At 43.0% G+C, this 18,478-nt stretch carries 19 protein-coding genes and 1 tRNA gene; 7 read left to right on the forward strand and 13 right to left on the reverse strand.

Annotated features, from left to right (window positions below; genetic code table 11):
• The first annotated feature begins 319 nt into the window (after positions 1-319).
• Positions 320-709: a PEP-CTERM sorting domain-containing protein gene (locus tag PSU72_RS07110; protein WP_300431636.1), complete on the forward strand. Its 390-nt coding sequence runs from the start codon at positions 320-322 to the stop codon at positions 707-709.
• A gap of 116 nt (positions 710-825) precedes the next feature.
• Here the strand turns inward: PSU72_RS07110 and PSU72_RS14425 are convergent, their stop codons facing one another.
• The 7 genes from PSU72_RS14425 to ffh all read right to left on the reverse strand — a co-directional run bounded on the left by PSU72_RS14425 (position 826) and on the right by ffh (position 5,138).
• The gene (locus PSU72_RS14425; protein WP_367186084.1) at positions 826-1,071 is read right to left on the reverse strand and encodes an HGGxSTG domain-containing protein; all 246 of its coding nucleotides are present in this window, start codon (positions 1,069-1,071) and stop codon (positions 826-828) included.
• A complete protein-coding gene (locus tag PSU72_RS07115; protein ID WP_300431637.1) occupies positions 1,068-1,673 on the reverse strand; it encodes a hypothetical protein in 606 nt (201 codons plus the stop codon). Before PSU72_RS07115 ends, PSU72_RS14425 begins: the two co-directional genes overlap by 4 nt.
• Positions 1,674-1,732: 59 nt before the next feature.
• Positions 1,733-1,870 carry a hypothetical protein gene (locus PSU72_RS07120; RefSeq protein WP_300431638.1) on the reverse strand — a complete coding sequence of 46 codons (138 nt, stop codon included), beginning with the start codon at positions 1,868-1,870 and terminating at the stop codon, positions 1,733-1,735.
• A 38-nt stretch (positions 1,871-1,908) separates the two neighbouring features.
• The gene (locus tag PSU72_RS07125; protein ID WP_300431639.1) at positions 1,909-2,595 is read right to left on the reverse strand and encodes a hypothetical protein; all 687 of its coding nucleotides are present in this window, start codon (positions 2,593-2,595) and stop codon (positions 1,909-1,911) included.
• Positions 2,596-2,677: 82 nt separating this feature from the next.
• Positions 2,678-2,920 carry an AlpA family transcriptional regulator gene (locus PSU72_RS07130; protein WP_300431640.1) on the reverse strand — a complete coding sequence of 81 codons (243 nt, stop codon included), beginning with the start codon at positions 2,918-2,920 and terminating at the stop codon, positions 2,678-2,680.
• A gap of 540 nt (positions 2,921-3,460) precedes the next feature.
• Positions 3,461-3,536 (reverse strand) — tRNA-Lys (locus PSU72_RS07135).
• Positions 3,537-3,773: 237 nt separating this feature from the next.
• A complete protein-coding gene (gene ffh, locus PSU72_RS07140; protein WP_300431641.1) occupies positions 3,774-5,138 on the reverse strand; it encodes a signal recognition particle protein in 1,365 nt (454 codons plus the stop codon).
• Positions 5,139-5,219: 81 nt separating this feature from the next.
• Here ffh and PSU72_RS07145 point away from each other — a divergent pair, with 81 nt between their 5' ends.
• Positions 5,220-6,026 carry an inner membrane protein YpjD gene (locus PSU72_RS07145; RefSeq protein ID WP_300431642.1) on the forward strand — a complete coding sequence of 269 codons (807 nt, stop codon included), beginning with the start codon at positions 5,220-5,222 and terminating at the stop codon, positions 6,024-6,026.
• A 14-nt stretch (positions 6,027-6,040) separates the two neighbouring features.
• On the opposite strand, the gene PSU72_RS07150 is transcribed toward PSU72_RS07145, so the two are convergent.
• The 6 genes from PSU72_RS07150 to PSU72_RS07175 form a co-directional block, all read right to left on the reverse strand.
• Entirely contained in the window at positions 6,041-6,712 is a 672-nt protein-coding gene (locus PSU72_RS07150) for an HAD family hydrolase (protein WP_300431643.1), read from the reverse strand.
• A 42-nt stretch (positions 6,713-6,754) separates the two neighbouring features.
• On the reverse strand, positions 6,755-7,630 hold the full coding sequence (yedA, locus tag PSU72_RS07155) for a drug/metabolite exporter YedA (protein WP_300431644.1): 876 nt from the start codon (positions 7,628-7,630) through the stop codon (positions 6,755-6,757).
• A gap of 112 nt (positions 7,631-7,742) precedes the next feature.
• Positions 7,743-9,305, reverse strand: a complete 1,563-nt coding sequence (locus tag PSU72_RS07160) for a 2-isopropylmalate synthase (protein ID WP_300431762.1) — start codon at positions 9,303-9,305, stop codon at positions 7,743-7,745.
• 349 nt (positions 9,306-9,654) lie between these two features.
• Positions 9,655-10,464 (reverse strand): CDP-diacylglycerol--serine O-phosphatidyltransferase, encoded by an 810-nt coding sequence (gene pssA, locus PSU72_RS07165; protein ID WP_300431645.1) that lies wholly within the window; start codon positions 10,462-10,464, stop codon positions 9,655-9,657.
• 76 nt (positions 10,465-10,540) lie between these two features.
• Entirely contained in the window at positions 10,541-11,533 is a 993-nt protein-coding gene (locus PSU72_RS07170) for a phosphatidate cytidylyltransferase (RefSeq protein ID WP_300431646.1), read from the reverse strand.
• 37 nt (positions 11,534-11,570) lie between these two features.
• Positions 11,571-12,176: a lysophospholipid acyltransferase family protein gene (locus PSU72_RS07175; protein WP_300431647.1), complete on the reverse strand. Its 606-nt coding sequence runs from the start codon at positions 12,174-12,176 to the stop codon at positions 11,571-11,573.
• A gap of 132 nt (positions 12,177-12,308) precedes the next feature.
• On the opposite strand from PSU72_RS07175, the gene tgt reads away from it, so the two are divergent.
• The 5 genes from tgt to PSU72_RS07200 all read left to right on the forward strand — a co-directional run bounded on the left by tgt (position 12,309) and on the right by PSU72_RS07200 (position 18,313).
• On the forward strand, positions 12,309-13,415 hold the full coding sequence (tgt, locus tag PSU72_RS07180; RefSeq protein WP_300431648.1) for a tRNA guanosine(34) transglycosylase Tgt: 1,107 nt from the start codon (positions 12,309-12,311) through the stop codon (positions 13,413-13,415).
• A 205-nt stretch (positions 13,416-13,620) separates the two neighbouring features.
• A complete protein-coding gene (yajC, locus tag PSU72_RS07185; protein WP_300431649.1) occupies positions 13,621-13,938 on the forward strand; it encodes a preprotein translocase subunit YajC in 318 nt (105 codons plus the stop codon).
• Positions 13,939-13,993: 55 nt separating this feature from the next.
• A complete protein-coding gene (secD, locus tag PSU72_RS07190; protein ID WP_300431650.1) occupies positions 13,994-15,838 on the forward strand; it encodes a protein translocase subunit SecD in 1,845 nt (614 codons plus the stop codon).
• A 123-nt stretch (positions 15,839-15,961) separates the two neighbouring features.
• Positions 15,962-16,930, forward strand: a complete 969-nt coding sequence (secF, locus tag PSU72_RS07195; RefSeq protein ID WP_300431651.1) for a protein translocase subunit SecF — start codon at positions 15,962-15,964, stop codon at positions 16,928-16,930.
• Between the two features lie 111 nt (positions 16,931-17,041).
• Positions 17,042-18,313: an HlyC/CorC family transporter gene (locus PSU72_RS07200; protein WP_300431652.1), complete on the forward strand. Its 1,272-nt coding sequence runs from the start codon at positions 17,042-17,044 to the stop codon at positions 18,311-18,313.
• The last annotated feature ends 165 nt before the right edge of the window (positions 18,314-18,478 follow it).

Raw genomic sequence — 18,478 nt, forward strand, 5'->3', positions numbered from 1 at the left:
CAAGCTGTATTGCTATAGCCTCAATAGTACTGAATATTTTGTCATCTATTCTGCGCACCAACTTTGTACGCATGCGGCTTAATAGACGTTCAGCATCCTCAACGCTTAAGTTAGCAGCTCTTTCAAGATATTCTTTATCAGGCTCTCTCATTTCAATCTCCCCTTTTAAGTACTGACAGCATGTAAATGTTTATTGGCAGTATAGTTCATTGAAATTAATATCATATTAAATTTTAGGGAATCTATTCATATTAATGTAGCGCAGTGGAACCATCACACTAACGCTAAGAACCAAGCAATCAATTCTGTCGGATCTTCCTTGCTGACAACAACTGGTTCAGCTGTTGAAACTTTTAATTCAACAGGTGGCTTTACCACTATTAGTTTCAACAACCTTGGTTTGAACTTGAATTCAAATACTAAGTATATTGCATATCTAACCAGCAATGATCCTACTGTGACAGGCATTCAACTGTCGCGCACTCAGACAACCGCTGATATCACGGGCTTCGGCATTGGTAGTGCTTATCTCAGCACTGTACCAAGCACTGGCTGGCAGTTACCGTTCAACGGAAATGGCTTCCTTAGTCTGCAATATACTGCTACTACAGTTGCTGCAGTACCTGAACCAGAGTCTTACGCTATGCTACTCGTTGGTTTGGGTTTGATCGGTGCTGCTGGGCGACGCCGCAAGTCCAAACAATCTTAAAGGTTTGATATAGACGGGTGCTTAGGCTCCCGTTTTTGCATATCACTTTTCATTTTCTTCCATCCAAAGATTAATGCTGGATTTGTCTGCAAACTGGGTTGCGTTACAGTTGCTATTTAGTTGCGTTTAAGGGCGTCAGTTAAACCCTTAAGTTGCTTCAACATAGCTCTAAATTTTCGTCTATCTTCCAAATGAGCTTTCCTAAATTTACTACTGGGAGTACTAGGCCTTCCTGTCGATTTGCCGCCATGCATACGGCACCTTGCCTTGCCATGAATGGCTGGTGACTTGCACGGATGACCTGATCTGGTTTTTGCCCCACATCTTGGCGCACAGTGCATGGGGTAAATTATATTTTTCATCTTGCGCTTCCTCCCTGAATATTTCCAATCACCGCTTGCCCCCCATCGGACACAGAAACGTGCTTTACAACAATATGCTGACTACCACCTGATTTAAGTCGCTGCATTGTCAATATGGCTTTTTGATAGGATCCCATCATCATTGCAGCTATATGCATCAATCGTGCTTTATTTGCTACATCTTCTTCAAAGAAAGCCTCTGCCATCAAGTCCATGTAGCCTTTGTGACAAATTGCCATCTGGTGTGACAGCATTTTTTCAAAACTATTTTCTGCCTTGCAATCTAACTCAGCAGTCATTGCCATAGCTACACAATCATTCCCTAGGTAGCTGAGCAACTCCCCGCGGTGGTTTGCAGCATCATTGATAACAACCTCAGGAAGCAATCCCACGACGTCTAGTTTTGACTCTTTAATGCTCAGCGCGACTTTGGTAGTGCTTTCACTTAATTGCTGCTTAATAATTTGTGTTGTTTCATCACGGCCAATACGTGAAGCGAGGACACATTCATTGCAAATGTATCCACCTCCACGCTTAACAAGCTTGAAGGTCGACTTACATTTTCTACATATTTTTTCTGGAATTGGTTGCTGCATTTTCATCGTAATGTATCCTTAATAGTTGGTTACTTTTTATTGTTAACCCATAAAGTTTATCGCTACTAATTTTTTGCTTTTTTTAACTTAAAGCCATTTCTATATGCAATATCTACAGCACTCATAGGTGTACGTTTTTCATGTGCCATACAGCCTTCGGTGCAATAGCCTTTTTGGCGATAGATTAAAAAATCTACAGACATGAATTTCAAGCCACAAAATATGCAACTCTGATATTTTTTTAGATTGCACATACTGTGTCCTCACCAGTAATTGGAGCTTGTGCAATTGGCTTTCTTATTCCGCTTTTGCCTTTTCTACCTACTACTCGTTTAGGCTTCTTAGAGTATGTATTGGTATTAACTACATTGTTTACGGTTGTCGTAGTTGGAGAAGTTGCCAAAAGTGCATTTTCAGCTACGGTAATCGTAGCTGGTGGGATACTCACGCTTACGATAAGCGTAGTTGCACAACTACGCTTATCGTGTGGCTTTTCTGATTTTTTATTGATTGGTTTTGCACGTCTTGGAGTAGGTGGCAATTTGCATCTTGCCCAAGCTCCACGCTGGAAATCAGCTTCCTCAATATCCAATCCCACAAAGTTACTGATAACCAGCCAAGTAACGGCATATAGATTTGTGCCATTATTCAGGCCACCCCATCTTGTTTGTGTAATTAATCCACGCTCTATTAACTCAGCACGTGAAGCATAGACGCTACTTGAGGTATAGCCTTGCTTTTTTAGCCATTGAGGTGCTAGTTGAATATGACCGTTATTTTTACCATTAACTTGGCGAATTAATGCAAACAGTAATGCTTTAGCTTTGTCTGTTGCACCAGTAAAAGATGAGTTATCCTGCACTGAATGTGGTAACGCGGAAAACCCACCATCAAAGGTTTCAGGTTGTTTTTTTGGATTATTAGCCATAGATTAACTTTTAAATTTGCTTATATGATGAGGCTTGTCAATACGTGATAAATTTAATTCTAATTTCATCATGACTTAGCTTCTAAGCTTCGTTAGTTAAAGCGATACGTGAGTCCACCCAATCCTCAACGTCAGTTGATAACCAACCGACCGCTCTCGACCCTAGCGAAAAAGGTTTTGGGAAAGATCCATCCTTGATTTTTGAATATAGACCTGAACGACTTAAGGGTACAATTTCCATCACTTCATGGATTCGTAAGAATCTGCGTGTTGAATTTGTTTGAGTTGTGTTGCCGATTGAGAGGCTTTGGTGTTCGCGTAACATGGTATGTCCTTAAGCAAGGCTTTTGTGCCATGCTTAAGTGCAATAGCAACAAAAGCGGTTAATAAATAAACGCTTTTGTCGCCACCCAACGTGCTATTTCAAGCACCTGCCTAGTTACGGGGGTAATTATGCTAAAAAATACTATATGGTTTGATAGCCTTCCCAGTTACTCCTATCTGGACGAGCGATGGTCATATAACTTAATTAGTCTTACTTTCTTTGGCTAACTAAGTTACTTTAAGCGTCATTTTGATTTAACGCAAGGTCTAATAGGATGTATTTAGGTGTTATTTGGTTCTATGCTGTTAAGCGTTCAAAACAACTTTGATTGAAGAACTCAATATACAAGCAAGTCAATTGCCTTGCCTTTGTAATGCTTCAGGCTTTTAAATTTGAAGGTACATTAATTAGCGCACATTAATACGACTGCTTTTAATTTCATGGAGGAAATAGCTGAGCATAACGGCACGATAACGGCACGTTCAGAAGAAAACAGCGCAAATGAAAAAAGGCTCCCATCGCTGGAAGCCTTTTAGATATTGGTAGGGCGTGCGGGGATCGAACCCACGACAAACGGATTAAAAGTCCGCTGCTCTACCAGCTGAGCTAACGCCCCATTGTGAAACTAACTACTTAATGGGTAATTCTTGTGTTTCTGGTATTTCTTTCAGCGCTGCTTTGTTACTAATAAAGCATCACTTACGAAAGGGCGCAATTATGCTAGAAACTTAGTACTTGGTCAATGCTAAATTAGCAAATTAAGTAAACTTTTTATATTATTAATGCTGACTACGCCATAAACCCCGCCGAATATGCGTTTAGAGCAAATATCGTTGGATATTTGCTCTAATTTTTAACGCATACCTGGCATTTTCCCGCCCATTAAATTGCCCATGTTGCGCATCATTTTTGCCATGCCGCCTTTTGCAAACATTTTCATCATCTTTTGCGTTTCTTCAAACTGCTTGAGCAAACGGTTCACTTCTTGCACTTGCACGCCAGAGCCATCTGCAATGCGTTTCTTGCGTGTGGCCTTAATCAACTCTGGTTTACGGCGCTCAAGTGCTGTCATGCTGTTAATAATGCCTTCTATGCGGCGAATGGCTTTGTCTGCATCGTCTGGATTCATTTTATTTGCCATGCCAGCCATTTGCGCAGGCATTTTATCCATCAGTGCGCCCATGCCACCCATTTTGCGCATTTGCGACATCTGCGCTTTAAAATCATCTAAATCGAAGTTTTTACCTGACTTAACTTTATCAGCAAGCTTCTGTGCTTCAGCCATGTCGACATTTTTATGCGCTTGCTCAATTAAGCTCAGTACATCGCCCATCCCTAGAATGCGTGATGCCATACGTTCTGGGTGGAATGGCTCTAAGCCATCAACTTTTTCACTCACGCCGACAAATTTAATTGGCTTGCCTGTAATGTGACGCACAGAGAGTGCCGCACCGCCACGTGAATCACCATCTAACTTGGTAAGTATGACGCCTGTCAGTGGCAAAGTGTCGCCAAAAGCTTTTGCCGTATTGACTGCATCTTGACCTTGCATTGCATCGACCACAAACAGCGTTTCAATCGGATTAAGTAAGGTATGCAACGCTTTGATTTCCGCCATCATGGCTTCATCAATACCTAAGCGACCTGCGGTATCGAAAATAATGACATCGTAATAACCGCGTTTGGCGAAATCTAAAGCCGCAGCAGCAATATCTGCTGGCTTTTGAGTGGCGTTACTATCGAAGCAATCTACATCTAATTGCTTAGCCAGCGTTTTAAGCTGCTCTATCGCCGCTGGGCGATATACATCGGCACTAGCTAACAGCACTTTCTTTTTTTGTTCTTTTAATAATTTTGCAAGTTTGGCTGAGGTAGTCGTTTTACCAGAACCTTGCAAACCTGCCATCAAAATAATGGCTGGTGCAACCACTGCTAGATTCAAACCCACATTTGCCTTACCCATTAAAGCGGTAAGTTCGTCATGTACCACTTGAATGACTGCTTGGCCTGGCGTTAGGCTTTGAAGCACCTCTTGGCCCTGAGCGCGCACTTTCACCTGCGCAATAAATTCTTTTACCACAGGCAGGGCAACGTCCGCCTCAAGTAGTGCCATACGCACTTCACGCATCGCATCCGAAATATTTTCTTCCGTAAGCCTAGCTTGGCCACGTAAATTTTTGATGACGCCCTGTAGGCGGTCGGTTAGATTTTCTAGCATAGCATTCTCTTACAAATCATTAGATAGTTGATTTTACATCAACCTATTATATTTACAGCATATTTGCGCCATAATCACGTTATGCAAAAATTAATTCCTTATTTAGTCGTTTTCGTTATTTATATCGCGGTAGCTGCGGACTTTTGGCGTGGCGCTAAAACCACTGCAAGTAGCCAATCACTCAATCTACACTCAGCCATGATTGCGCTAGGGTTGGTTGTTCACGCATGGTTGCTGTATCAAGTTATCTTTGTAAATGGTTTTAATCTTGGGTTTTTCAATATGCTCTCAGCGATCGCTTGGCTGACAGTGTTAATTTACTGGGTGGCAGACTTAAAACATCAACTCACTAGCCTGCAAGCTTTTGTTCTACCTCCATCGGCTATATTTGCCATTCTGCCTGCCTCAAATGTCACTAATCACTTAATGCCTTTAGCTGAATCGCCCTTATTTCTGGCGCATATTGCGATTGCATTACTGGCCTATAGCTTATTCACCTTCGCGACATTTCACGCGCTGCTAATGACCGTTGCCGAGCGCACGCTGCATAACAAGCCGACACTCATCAAATTGCCTAGCTTCCCACCGCTAATGGTGATGGAAACCTTGTTATTCAGAATCATCACGCTAGGTTTTATTCTGCTAACAGTCACGCTCATCAGCGGCATGCTATTTTCTGAGGAGATTTTTGGCAAACCAATGCAGTTTAATCACAAAACTGTATTCTCAATTGCCAGTTGGATTATTTATGGCGCACTTTTATTCGGACGCTTCCAATATGGCTGGCGTGGTCTAAAAGCCATACGCTGGACTTTAACTGGATTTATGTTATTAGTATTAGCTTACGTAGGCAGTAAGTTCATACTTGAAGTAGTACTTGGTCGATAAAAACCAGCAACTGACTAGTCACGCAGGCTGATAGCTGGCCATGCTTGCGCTTTTGCATAGGCAGCTAAAGTTTCATCCGCATCCACCGCAACAGGATTGGTCACCAGCTTCATTAAGGGCAAATCGTTGTGCGAATCACTGTAAAAATAGCTGACATCGTAATCACTCAGCTTACTACCGCGCGCTTCTAACCACTGATTAAGACGAATGACTTTACCTTCTTTGTAAGTTGGCACACCTGTCACGCCACCTGTATATTGACCAATCACCATTTCAGGGTCGCTGCCAAGTAAATGCTCAATGCCATAGGCCGTTGCAATGGGCTTTGTGACAAAGCTATTGGTTGCAGTAATGACCACACACAAATCACCAGCGGCTTTATGCTTATCCACCAAGGTTTGCGCTTTTTTCGTCATCATCGGGCGAATCACTTTATCCATGTATTTAACATGCAGTTCATCTAAGAACTGTTTGGAGTGTTCTGATAGCGGTTTCAATTGAAATGCTAAAAACTCAGTAATATTCAAACAACCATTTTTATAGTCTTGATAAAACTGTTCGTTACGATCTTGATGTGTCTTTGCATCAAGCAAACCTTCGCCGATTAAAAACAAACTCCAGTTATAGTCGCTATCACCTGCCAGCAAAGTATTGTCTAAATCGAATAGTGCTAAATTTTGTTTCATATTAAAGGTCTTTTAAATTAAATTTTATAAGCTAAAGGCTGTTTAAACTTCTTTGCCACTTTCAGAAAGGACTAAGAATACGCCAAGCAAAATAATCGCCAGCGCAATAAATTCATTTGTAGTGACATGCTCGTTTGCAAACCAGATTCCAACCGTGAATGCTACAACAGGATTAACAAACGTATTGCTACTCGCCACTAACGGACGCAGGGTTTTAAGTAAATATTGGTAAGCGCTATACGAGACGATAGAGCCTAAGACTACCAAAAACAACATCGCACCCCAAGATTTAGCACTGATATGTTGCGGCCAGCTTTCACCTTGAAATGCGCTCACACATAACAGCACGATGCCGCCGGCCAGCATCTGCGCGGCGCTTGCCATTAAACCAGCTGGCATATCCATGCGTTTGCTCCATACTGAACCAAACGACCAGCAAGCTGCGGCAAATATCAACAGCATTGCACTCGCGAACTCTCCATGCAGGCTACCACCAACATTTAGCAGCACGATACCTATTAAACCAATAGCGATACCCAACCATTCTTTATGGGTAATGTGATGCCCCCAAATAGACGAAAAAATCGCCATCCAGATTGGCGCAGTCGCTATTGAAAGTGCCGCAACACTTGATGAAACCGTTTGTTGCACATAGCACACCGTACCATTGCCGAGTGCCGGCAACAGAATACCAATTGCAGTTGCGCCTAGCCATTGCCGCTTGGTGGGGTTAGGCGCACCCAAAAAGCGCATCACGATATATAAAATTGAGCCTGCAACCGCAAAACGTATGCCAGCCATCAAAAATGGCGGAAAACTTTCTATGCCAAAACGAATAGCAAGATAAGTTGAGCCCCAGATGAAGTAGGTGCAGAACAGCGCTAGAACAATCAGCAGGCTTTGATTTTTATTACTCATAATCGATCGTTAAGTTGTTAAATCGACCAAAGACGAGGCGCTTAAGCGCGGACAGTACGTTTAGTACGGAAAGCGAAAAGCAACAAAGTATTTGGTCGATTTTTACGGAAAATCACACCTGCGGATGCGCACGCTCAGACTTAGACTGAATCTTATTCAATGCATTCAAATAGGCTTTTACTGATGCCACTACAATATCAGTATCCGCCCCCTGCCCATTCACAATACGGCCACCTTTAGAAAGACGTACCGTCACTTCGCCCTGCGCATCTGTACCACTGGTGATATTGTTCACTGAATAAAGCTGCAACTCAGCGCCACTGCTTACGATGGTTTCAATCGCTTTGAAGGCAGCATCTACTGGACCACCGCCATTAGCTTCAGCACGTGTTTCAACACCATTTTCTGATACAGTAATAATGGCATGCGGTACTTCACCAGTAATGGATGACACTTGCAAATACACTAATTTGAAGCTTTCTGTTGCCTCAGAAACAAAGTCATCGCTCACCAAAGCATGCAAATCTTCATCAAAAATCTCTGATTTTTTATCAGCCAAATCTTTAAATTTTGCAAACGCCACATTCAACAAATCATCGGTTTCCAACTCAATACCAAGCTCTTTCAAACGGGTTCTAAACGCGTTACGACCTGACAATTTACCCAAAGTTAATTTGTTAGCATTCCAGCCTACATCTTCTGCGCGCATGATTTCGTACGTTTCGCGATGCTTCAAGACGCCATCTTGATGAATACCAGATTCATGTGCAAAGGCATTCGCACCTACAATTGCTTTGTTTGGCTGTACTGGGTAGCCCGTAATGGTTGACACTAACTTACTAGTTGTGACAATTTGCGTGGCGTCGATACTTGTAGTTAAGTTAAAGATATCGCTACGGGTTTTAATCGCCATGACCACTTCTTCTAAGCTGGCATTACCGGCGCGCTCACCCAAGCCATTAATGGTACATTCCACTTGACGTGCACCATTCATTACCGCAGCCAATGAGTTAGCTACCGCCATACCCAAATCATTATGACAGTGCGTCGACCATACGACTTTATCGCTATCTTTTACGCGCTGTATTAAGGATGCCATACGCTCGCCCCACGGCGCAGGTATTGAATAGCCAACGGTATCTGGCACATTGATCGTAGTTGCACCCGCTTCAATGACTGCATCAAACACGCGTACTAAGAAGTCCATATCTGAACGCACTGCGTCTTCGGCTGAAAACTCTACATCTTTGGTATATTCCAACGCCCATTTAACTGCCTGCACCGCACGCTCGACCACTTGGTCTTCCGTCATGCGCAATTTGTTTTCCATGTGGATTTTGCTGGTGGCAATAAACGTATGAATACGACCGCTAGCTGCATGTTTAATCGCCTCGCCTGCACGTCGCACATCGTTTTCACTAGCACGCGCCAATGAACATACCGTTGAGTTTTTAATGATTTTGGCGATTTCTGAAATTGATTCAAAATCACCTGGGCTGGCAGCAGCAAAGCCTGCCTCAATGACGTTAACACCCAATTTTTCAAGTTGTCGTGCAATACGGATTTTTTCTTCTTTGGTCATCGCTGCGCCTGGGCTTTGTTCGCCATCGCGCAAGGTAGTGTCAAAAATAATAATTTGATCTTGTTTAGCTGCTTGATTCGTCGCTGTGTTCATAGTCATTACCTATCTTTTATTCTGTTTAATTTTAGCGCTATCTAACTCAAATGCATTGAGCACAAATAATAGCATTTCGCTGCGATTATTACGCAACGGCATTTAATACAATGGGGTGTGGGGGTATAGTTTGCGCGCTAGCGCAGATTGTTGCTACGGAGCGCAGCAGTACGTAACGCAAAAAGCTTGCGTAATAATAATGCGCTAGCGATGACACTAGCCGCATAAATAACTGATGAAATATGTGAAATAAACATAGTGATATAAATATAGTATTTTTTACATAGTTGCGCAAGTGTTTAATTTGATGAGCGCAACTTCAAATGGCAAGAATCGTAGAGTAAACGATTTACTCAGGTTTAACTTTCTCAAATTTTTCCTGTATCCACATGATGTAACCTGACAGCGCATAAGATGCCATCACGAACAGCAACACTTCTGGCGGGCTGTATGAAATCAGCACAATCACTAACATAATGGCCAAAATCACAAAAAATGGTACGCTTTCTTTTAGGTTAATGTCTTTGCCACTGTAATAACGCAAATCACTCACCATAGAAAGACCCGCGAATATAGTGAGGCCCCAAGCCATCCATTTCCATTGCAATACACCGAAGAATACATCACGACCACTCACACCGTATTCGTACGAAACCCATACAAAACCAGCCAATAATGCAGCTGCACCTGGGCTAGGTAGGCCCTGGAAGTAGCGTTTATCTTGATTGTCATCATCTAACTTAGTGTTGAATCTTGCCAAACGCAATGCAGCACAGGCGCAATAAGTAAATGCCGCTAGCCAGCCTAATTTGCCCAGTGGTTTCAATGCCCATATATATAGTATAAGCGCTGGCGCAACGCCAAAAGACACCATATCTGAAAGGCTATCGTATTCTGCACCGAAGGCGCTTTGTGTGTTGGTCATACGGGCAACACGACCATCTAAGCCATCTAAGACCATCGCCACAAATACCGCAATTGCAGCAAGCTCAAAGTTACCATTCATAGCCTGCACAATGGCAAAAAAACCTGAGAATAATGCAGCTGAAGTAAACAAATTTGGCAGCAAATAAATACCACGGTGGCGCAAGCTAGCGCTATCAGTTTCCCTGCGCTTTACTTTATCGTTAGATTTAATCTTGTCGTTAGGCTCAATCATGCTTGAACAACCATTTAAAATTAAGGTGAGCTAGTATATCAAACACTAGCTGTAGCAAACAATTTACTTAAGTGGTTCACGGCGTAAAGTAATACCGCACTAGGTGAAAGAAAACCGGCGCAGCAAAACTCACAGAATCCATTCTGTCTAACATGCCGCCATGGCCCTCTATCATGTCACCCCAATCTTTAGCGCCCAAACTGCGCTTGATGGCAGACATCACCAAGCCGCCCAGAAAGCCCATTATTACGATGACCGTAGCCATACCTGCGCTTTGCAGTGGTGTGAATGGCGTAATCCACCACAATCCAGTGCCCACTAAAATTGTCGACAAACCACCGCCGATTAAACCTTCCAGCGTTTTATTAGGACTGACGACAGGGGCAACCTTAGTTTTGCCAAACAAGTTACCGAATACATATTGCAGCACATCGCTCAATTGAACGATCAGTAAAAAGTAAAACAACAGCAAGGTATTTTGACCTTCAAAGTTTGTAATTGGCAGCAAAAGCAATGCTGGCGCGTGGCTGATGCAATAAATAGAAATCATCACACCCCATTGAATTTTAGCTGCGCGCTCTAAAAAATGTTCGGTATCCTGCGCGAGCACTGAAATAGAGGGCATCAATAAAAAAGCATAAACGGGGATAAGTACGCTAAACAGGCCGTACCAATCGGTGTAAATCAAATAATAATGTAAAGGTATCAGCAGAAAAAAAGCCAATGACAATGTGCGGTGATCGCCTGCGCGTGTTGGCGTAAGCGTCATAAATTCACGCAATGCAAAATATGAAATAAAGCCAAATAAAATTATGGTGCCCAACTTCCCTGCCAAAAAGGCAATAATGAGAATTGCCACCATCACCCACCATGCATTCACACGTGAAATGAGATTATTAATGAGCTTGAGTGACTTTTCTGATGGGTTATTTTTAGCTAGCAGTTGACGTTTTAACGCCCAGCCAACAATTGAGGCAATGAGCAGCAATGCGGCTACCGCGCCTATTAACCCATAAAACTTATGCGTTGGGTCTAGCATTTCAAGCGTGTTAGCAAAATTAGTTAGCATGGCTATACTTTCCTGTACTTTCATTCAATCAATTACCCTAAATCAAACTCAAAATCGCAGTGCGAGCACGCGTTAGAAATGCTTTTTTATGCTCATCGGCTTGCCATGTAAGCGTAGCGCCAAATCTCACCGTACAAATTAATGGCACTGGCAAATAACTGCCTTTTGGCATGCAACGATGTAATGTATCTAAATAAACTGGGATAAGTTTTACATGAGGAAAAGCTTCGGCTAAATGATACAAACCGCCTTTAAAATCGCTAGGCTCAGCCTGCGCTTTACGCGTGCCTTCTGGAAAAAGAATCAATGAATCACCCGCAGCAAGCGCAGCTAACAGCGGCGCTAATGGATCGCTATGGCGCGAAACCTCCCGCTCGATTAACACTGCATTCAACACTTTCAATGCAATAAAGCGCTTAATCTTGCCACGCCCCCAGTAGTCTTTAGCGGCTACCGGCCTAGCTTTTGCGCGAATAGCTGAAGGCAATGCAACCCATAAAGCCAGCGTATCTAAATGACTAGTGTGGTTCGTAAAATAAATACTTTGCGTCAAACTAGGTGCAGCGCCTACCCAACGCGGATGAGCACCGACTAAAAGCCGAACCAAACCTATCATGGCCAATCGTGTGATATCTATAAGCATATTGGCTAAGTTAATGAATGAACATTGCGTTTTTTATTAAGGTTTATTGTGGTTTATTGATACAAAAATGAGTATAGCAAAGCCTTGTGATAAAATCGCGGGTTCTTAAAAGACGGTTCAAATAGCCATACCATGCAATTTACCTTACACAAACAAGATGGCCTTGCCCGTCGCGGTACTGTTCACCTAGCGCATGGCGATGTGCAAACACCTGCATTCATGCCAGTGGGCACTTATGGCACGGTTAAAGCGATGTCGCCACTCGAGCTTAAAGAAATTGATGCGCACATCGTTTTAGGCAACACCTTCCACCTATGGCTGCGCCCTGGTTTAGAGGTGATTGCAGCCCACGGCGGCTTGCATAAATTTATGGGTTGGGATGGCCCAATACTGACCGACTCAGGTGGCTTCCAAGTATTCAGCTTAGGCGCGATGCGTAAAATTTCGGAAGAAGGCGTGAAGTTTAAAAGCCCCATCAATGGCGACACCTGTTTTTTAACGCCAGAAGAATCCATGCGCATTCAAAAAGTGTTGAATAGCGACATCGTGATGATTTTTGACGAATGCACACCCTTCCCAGCGACGTTAAAAGAAGCTAATGACTCAATGCAATTAAGTTTGCGTTGGGCAAAACGCAGTAAAGACGCGCATCAAGGTAATAACAACGCGCTATTTGGCATTATTCAAGGCGGCATGTTCGAAGAGTTGCGTGACGTATCGCTAGCAGGTTTAACTGAAATTGATTTTGACGGCTTTGCTATTGGTGGCTTATCAGTAGGCGAGCCAAAAGAAGATATGTTACGCATATTGGCGCACACCGCACCAAAAATGCCACAAAACAAACCACGCTATTTGATGGGCGTCGGCACTCCAGAAGATTTAGTCGCCGCGGTTTCGCAAGGTATCGATATGTTCGATTGCGTGATGCCAACGCGCAATGCCCGTAACGGCTGGCTATTCACCCAATATGGCGATGTGAAAATTAAAAACACCCGCTACAAAACGGACACCCAACCCTTAGATGCTGATTGCGCTTGCTACACCTGCCAAAACTTCAGTCGTGCCTATTTGCACCATTTACACAGAGTAGGCGAAATTCTAGGCGCGCGTTTAAACACCATACACAATCTGCATTATTACCAAGTGTTGATGGCAAGTATGCGCAGTGCGATTGAAGTGGGCACTTTTGAAACTTTCAAATCAGAGTTTGCAGTTAAGCGTACACAATTAAACACTTAAGATTACCAACGCTACAAACCATGTAAATATTGCCTTGTAGAGTAAGTCTTTTTGTTGGCAGTACGCATGTCATTAAAGCGTTCATTGCCAACTAAAAAGCATAAGGTGTTGTACTAAATTGACGAGTCTGCAATAAATAACAGTCTGTGTTAAAATCCGAAGCTAATTTTTTACAATATCCAGTTCATTTTAAAGAGAGTTCAACGTGTTTATTTCAAATGCATACGCAGCAGGCGCTACAACAGGTGGCGATTTAATGAGTTTTCTTCCACTCGTTGTAATTTTTGTATTATTTTTCTTCATGATCATTCGTCCGCAAATGAAAGCGGCAAAAGCGCAGCGCGAGATGATTACAGCTTTACAAAAAGGCGATGAAGTTGTTACTAGCGGCGGCATTGTAGGCAAGGTAACTAAAGTAACTGAGTCTTTTGTGAGCCTTGAGATTGCTGCAAACACTGAAATTACCGTGCAAAAACAAGCGGTACAAAGCGCATTACCTAAAGGCACGATTAAGAGTCTTTAATCACTATTGATTAAGACTTTTTCAACACCACAACGTTATTAATTAGAGCCAGACTATGAACCGCTATCCAATGTGGAAGAACATCCTTGTTGCAGTCATGATTTTGATTGGGCTGATTTACACGATTCCAAACTTCTTTGGGGAATCTCCAGCCGTACAAATCACTCCTGCTAAAAGCACCACCAAGCTTGACTCAGCTTTACTGGGTAAGGTTGAGGATATATTTAAGCAAGAGAAGATTGAATATGATGGCGTGTATCAAGATGCACGTGGTGTAAAAGCACGCTTTAAGAACACCGACACACAAATCCGTGCTAAAGATGTATTGCAAGCAAATTTAGGTACTGATTATACGGTAGCGTTAAACTTGCTTTCACGCTCACCAAGCTGGTTGCGCAGCTTAGGTGCTAAACCAATGTATCTAGGTTTGGATTTACGTGGTGGTGTGCACTTCTTAATGCAAGTAGATATGAAAGCCGCTTTAAGTAAAGCAGCTGAGCGCTTTGTTGGCGATTTCAAAATCGCGTTGCGTAAAGAACGTATTTCTTATGTTGGCGTGTCACGCGAAGGCGAAACAGTGCAAATTCGTTTCAATAATGCAGATGAATTGACTAAAGCTCACGCAGTGATTGCTAAAGAATATCCAAACTTGACGCTGGAAGAATCAACCATTGGTGAAGAAAGAATTCTAAAAGCCTCACTTAATTTGGTTGAGCAAAAATCTATTCAAGACTTTGCGATTAAACAAAACATTCAAACACTGCATAACCGTATTAACGAGTTAGGTGTTGCAGAGCCTATTATTCAACAGCAAGGTGCTGACCGTGTGGTAGTACAGTTGCCAGGTGTGCAAGATACTGCAAAAGCGAAAGAGATTTTAGGTCGTACCGCGACACTAGAAATTCGCATGGTGGATGAAGAGAAAAGCGACGCTGCTACACTAGAAAAAGCGGAAAAAGGCCAAGCACCGGTAGGTGACGATGTCTTTAAAAACCGTGATGGTCGTGCAGTTCTGGTTAAAAAGAACGTAGTACTCACGGGTGATTACATTACAGATGCAGGCCCTGGCGTAGATGGCCAATCTGGCAGATCTACCGTAAACGTCACTTTGGACGCACGTGGCGCTCGTATTTTCCAACAAGTGACACGTGAGAACGTAGGTAAACGCATGGCGATATTGCTGATTGAAAAAGGCAGTACGGAAGTGATTACCGCACCAACCATTAACGAAGAAATCGGCGGCGGTCGCGTGCAGATTTCAGGTATGGCAAATACGCAAGAAGCCACTGATGTCGCATTGCTACTACGTGCTGGCGCACTTGCCGCACCTATGGATATTGTTGAAGAGCGTACCGTCGGCCCTAGCATGGGGCAAGACAATATCAACCGCGGTATCCATTCGACCCTGTGGGGCTTTGCTGCCATCGCAGTGATGATGATGGTTTATTACATGGCTTTTGGTGCAGTTTCAGTGACTGCACTTGCCATTAACTTGCTGCTTTTGGTTGCGATTTTATCCATGTTACAAGCAACGCTTACTCTGCCAGGCTTGGCGGCGATTGCATTGGCACTGGGTATGGCGATTGATGCCAACGTGTTAATTAACGAACGTATTCGTGAAGAGTTGCGTAATGGCAACACGCCACAAGCAAGTATTCATGCTGGTTACGAACGTGCATGGGATACCATCTTAGACTCAAATGTAACAACACTGATTGCAGGTTTAGCGCTATTCATGTTTGGTACAGGCCCAATTAAAGGCTTTGCGGTAGTACACGTTTTGGGTATTTTGACTTCAATGTTTAGTGCGGTATTGGTATCACGCGCAATAGTGAACTTGATTTACGGTTATCGCCGTAAGCTAACTAAGTTGTCAATTGGTCAAATTTACAAAGGCTAAGCAATAATAAACCTAGCAGTTTGGTAGGTCGGACTTTAGTCCGAGTTGTCGGGTTAAAACCCGACCTACCAGCAAGTAAAATGTCTCAAACAAATGCAATCTAAATTTTAAGAGTAAAAAATTATGGAATTATTTAGAATCAAAAAAGATATTCCCTTTATGAGTTACGGTCGCCTGACGACTGCAATTTCATTGGTGACATTCATATTAGCCGTTGTATTTTTAGCCACTCGCGGTTTGAACTTCGGTGTGGATTTCACTGGCGGTACGGTGATGGAAGTAAACTACCCACAAGCAGCGAATCTGGAAAGCGTTCGTAAAGCGGTAGATAGCATAGGCCTAAAAGAGGCGACTGTACAAAATTTCGGCTCTAGCCATGACGTATTGATTCGCTTACCAGTTAAAGCAGGCGTTTCAGTGGCTAAACTTTCAGAGGAAGTAAAAGTCGCGTTAGTCGCTGCGGATGCTACCGCTGAAGTGCGCCGCGTAGAGGCTGTAGGCGCGCAAGTTGGTGATGAGCTTTATGAAAATGGCGGTTTAGCGCTATTTTTCGTAAGTTTAGGCATTATGCTTTATTTGTGGTTACGCTTTGAATGGCGTTTTGCAGTAGCCGCTATTATCGCCAACATGCATGACGTGGTAATTATTTTAGGTTTCTTTGCGTTCTTCCAATGGGAATTCAACCTAACGGTATTAGCCGCTATTCTGGCTGTTCTAGGCTACTCAGTGAATGAATCCGTAGTGGTGTTTGACCGAGTACGTGAAAACTTCCGTAAAATGCGTAAAGCTAGCGTGGTTCAAGTGATTGATAACGCGATTACTCGCACTATGTCTCGTACCATTATCACGCACACCATGACACAAACTATGGTTGGCTCGATGTTGTTATTCGGCGGCGAAGTATTGCATAACTTTGCATTAGCGCTAACGATTGGTATTTTGTTCGGTATTTACTCTTCAGTATTGGTCGCATGTCCAATCGCCATGTGGCTGGGGGTTAATCGTGCCAACTTAATTGGTGATGTAGAGAAAAAAGAAGGCGGCAAGAAAGAAGTCGTAGTTGAACCAGATCCTTCTGAGTTCGCATCTTAACCTTCGTATAAACCTCAAGTAAATCAATCAAGTGCAGATACATTGCACTTGATTTCTTACCCTTCTGCCGTATAAACTCCCTTTATCTTACATCTCACAAATTAGACCCCATTGGATAATATTTCCTTAAGCTCCCAGTTTGGCATTCTGGTATTGCTGCTGCTGTGTACTGCGTTTTTCTCAATCTCAGAAACCAGCCTCATGTCAGTCAACCGTTATAGGATGAAACATTTGGCAAGACAAGGCCATCGCGGCGCGCGCTTGGCCAGTGTATTGCTATCAAAAACTGACAAGCTATTAGGCGTTATTTTATTAGGCAATACGCTCTGCATTGTGGGCTCATCAGCCTTAGAAGTAGTCATCAGCCATCAGTTATTTGGAGAGGGTGAATACGTGCTAGCCGTTGGCTCACTGGCACTGACATTCGTTATTTTAGTGTTCAGTGAAATATCGCCCAAAGTGATTGCCGCAGCGCATCCTGAGAAGTTTGCCTTTGCCTGCAGTTATTTGCTCTACCCTTTGCTATGGCTATTTAACCCTATCGTTTCATTCGTCAATCTTTTCGTAAAAGGCTTTATGTATTTATTGGGCATGAAAGCCAATTTTGCAGAAGCGCATCACGCCGTCACCACAGAAGAATTACGCAGCATCGTCACTGATGCGGGTCACTTCATTCCCAAAAAGCACAGGTCAATTTTATTAAATCTATTTGATTTAGAGAAAATTACCGTCGATGACGTTATGACCGCTCATACATTGGTAGAAAGCATAGATTTCGACGCACCGCTTGATGAAATTATGCAGCAGATTTCAAATAGCCAACATACGCGCTTGCCCGTTAGACAAGGTGAAAACGAAGAAATTATCGGCATACTGCATCTGCGTAAAGTGATGTCGCAATTGCGCGCGCACCATGAAAGTGACGACTTTGATAAAGAAACGCTACGGGAAGTGATTGCCGAGCCTTATTTTGTACCCTCAGGTACACCGCTTTATACACAAATTCAGCAATTTCAAGAAAAACAACAACGCGTCGCTCTGGTTGTTGATGAATATGGCGAATTTAAAGGGCTAGTGACCTTAGAGGATATTTTAGAAGAAATGATAGGCGACTTCACTACGCAATCGCCTTCTCGCCTAGGTAGTTACCGCAAAGATGAAGATGGCGGTTGGATAGTTGATGGTAGCAGCACGCTACGCGACCTGAATAAGAAGTTAAACCTAAGCCTACCACTGGAAGGTCCGCGCACGATCAATGGCCTGATTCTAGAGCACTTTGAAGATATTCCAGAATCCAACACCAGCTTTAAAGTGGGTACGCACGTGATTGAAATAATCCAAACGCAAGACCGCATTGTTAAAAGCGTTAAAATCTTCCCTTAAAGCATCGTTCTTCTTTACTCAGCCCTAACCAATACAGGCCTACTCTACTCGGTGCAGCCTGATTCAAACTCAATAACTCGCATAAAATAATTGCTGACAATCAGCCACTATTTTGCACGTTTATTCCACGCAATGAATTTTATTTAATGATTTACGATAACCCTA

The sequence above is a fragment of the Methylotenera sp. genome (genome assembly GCF_029945535.1).
Taxonomy (GTDB): domain Bacteria; phylum Pseudomonadota; class Gammaproteobacteria; order Burkholderiales; family Methylophilaceae; genus Methylotenera.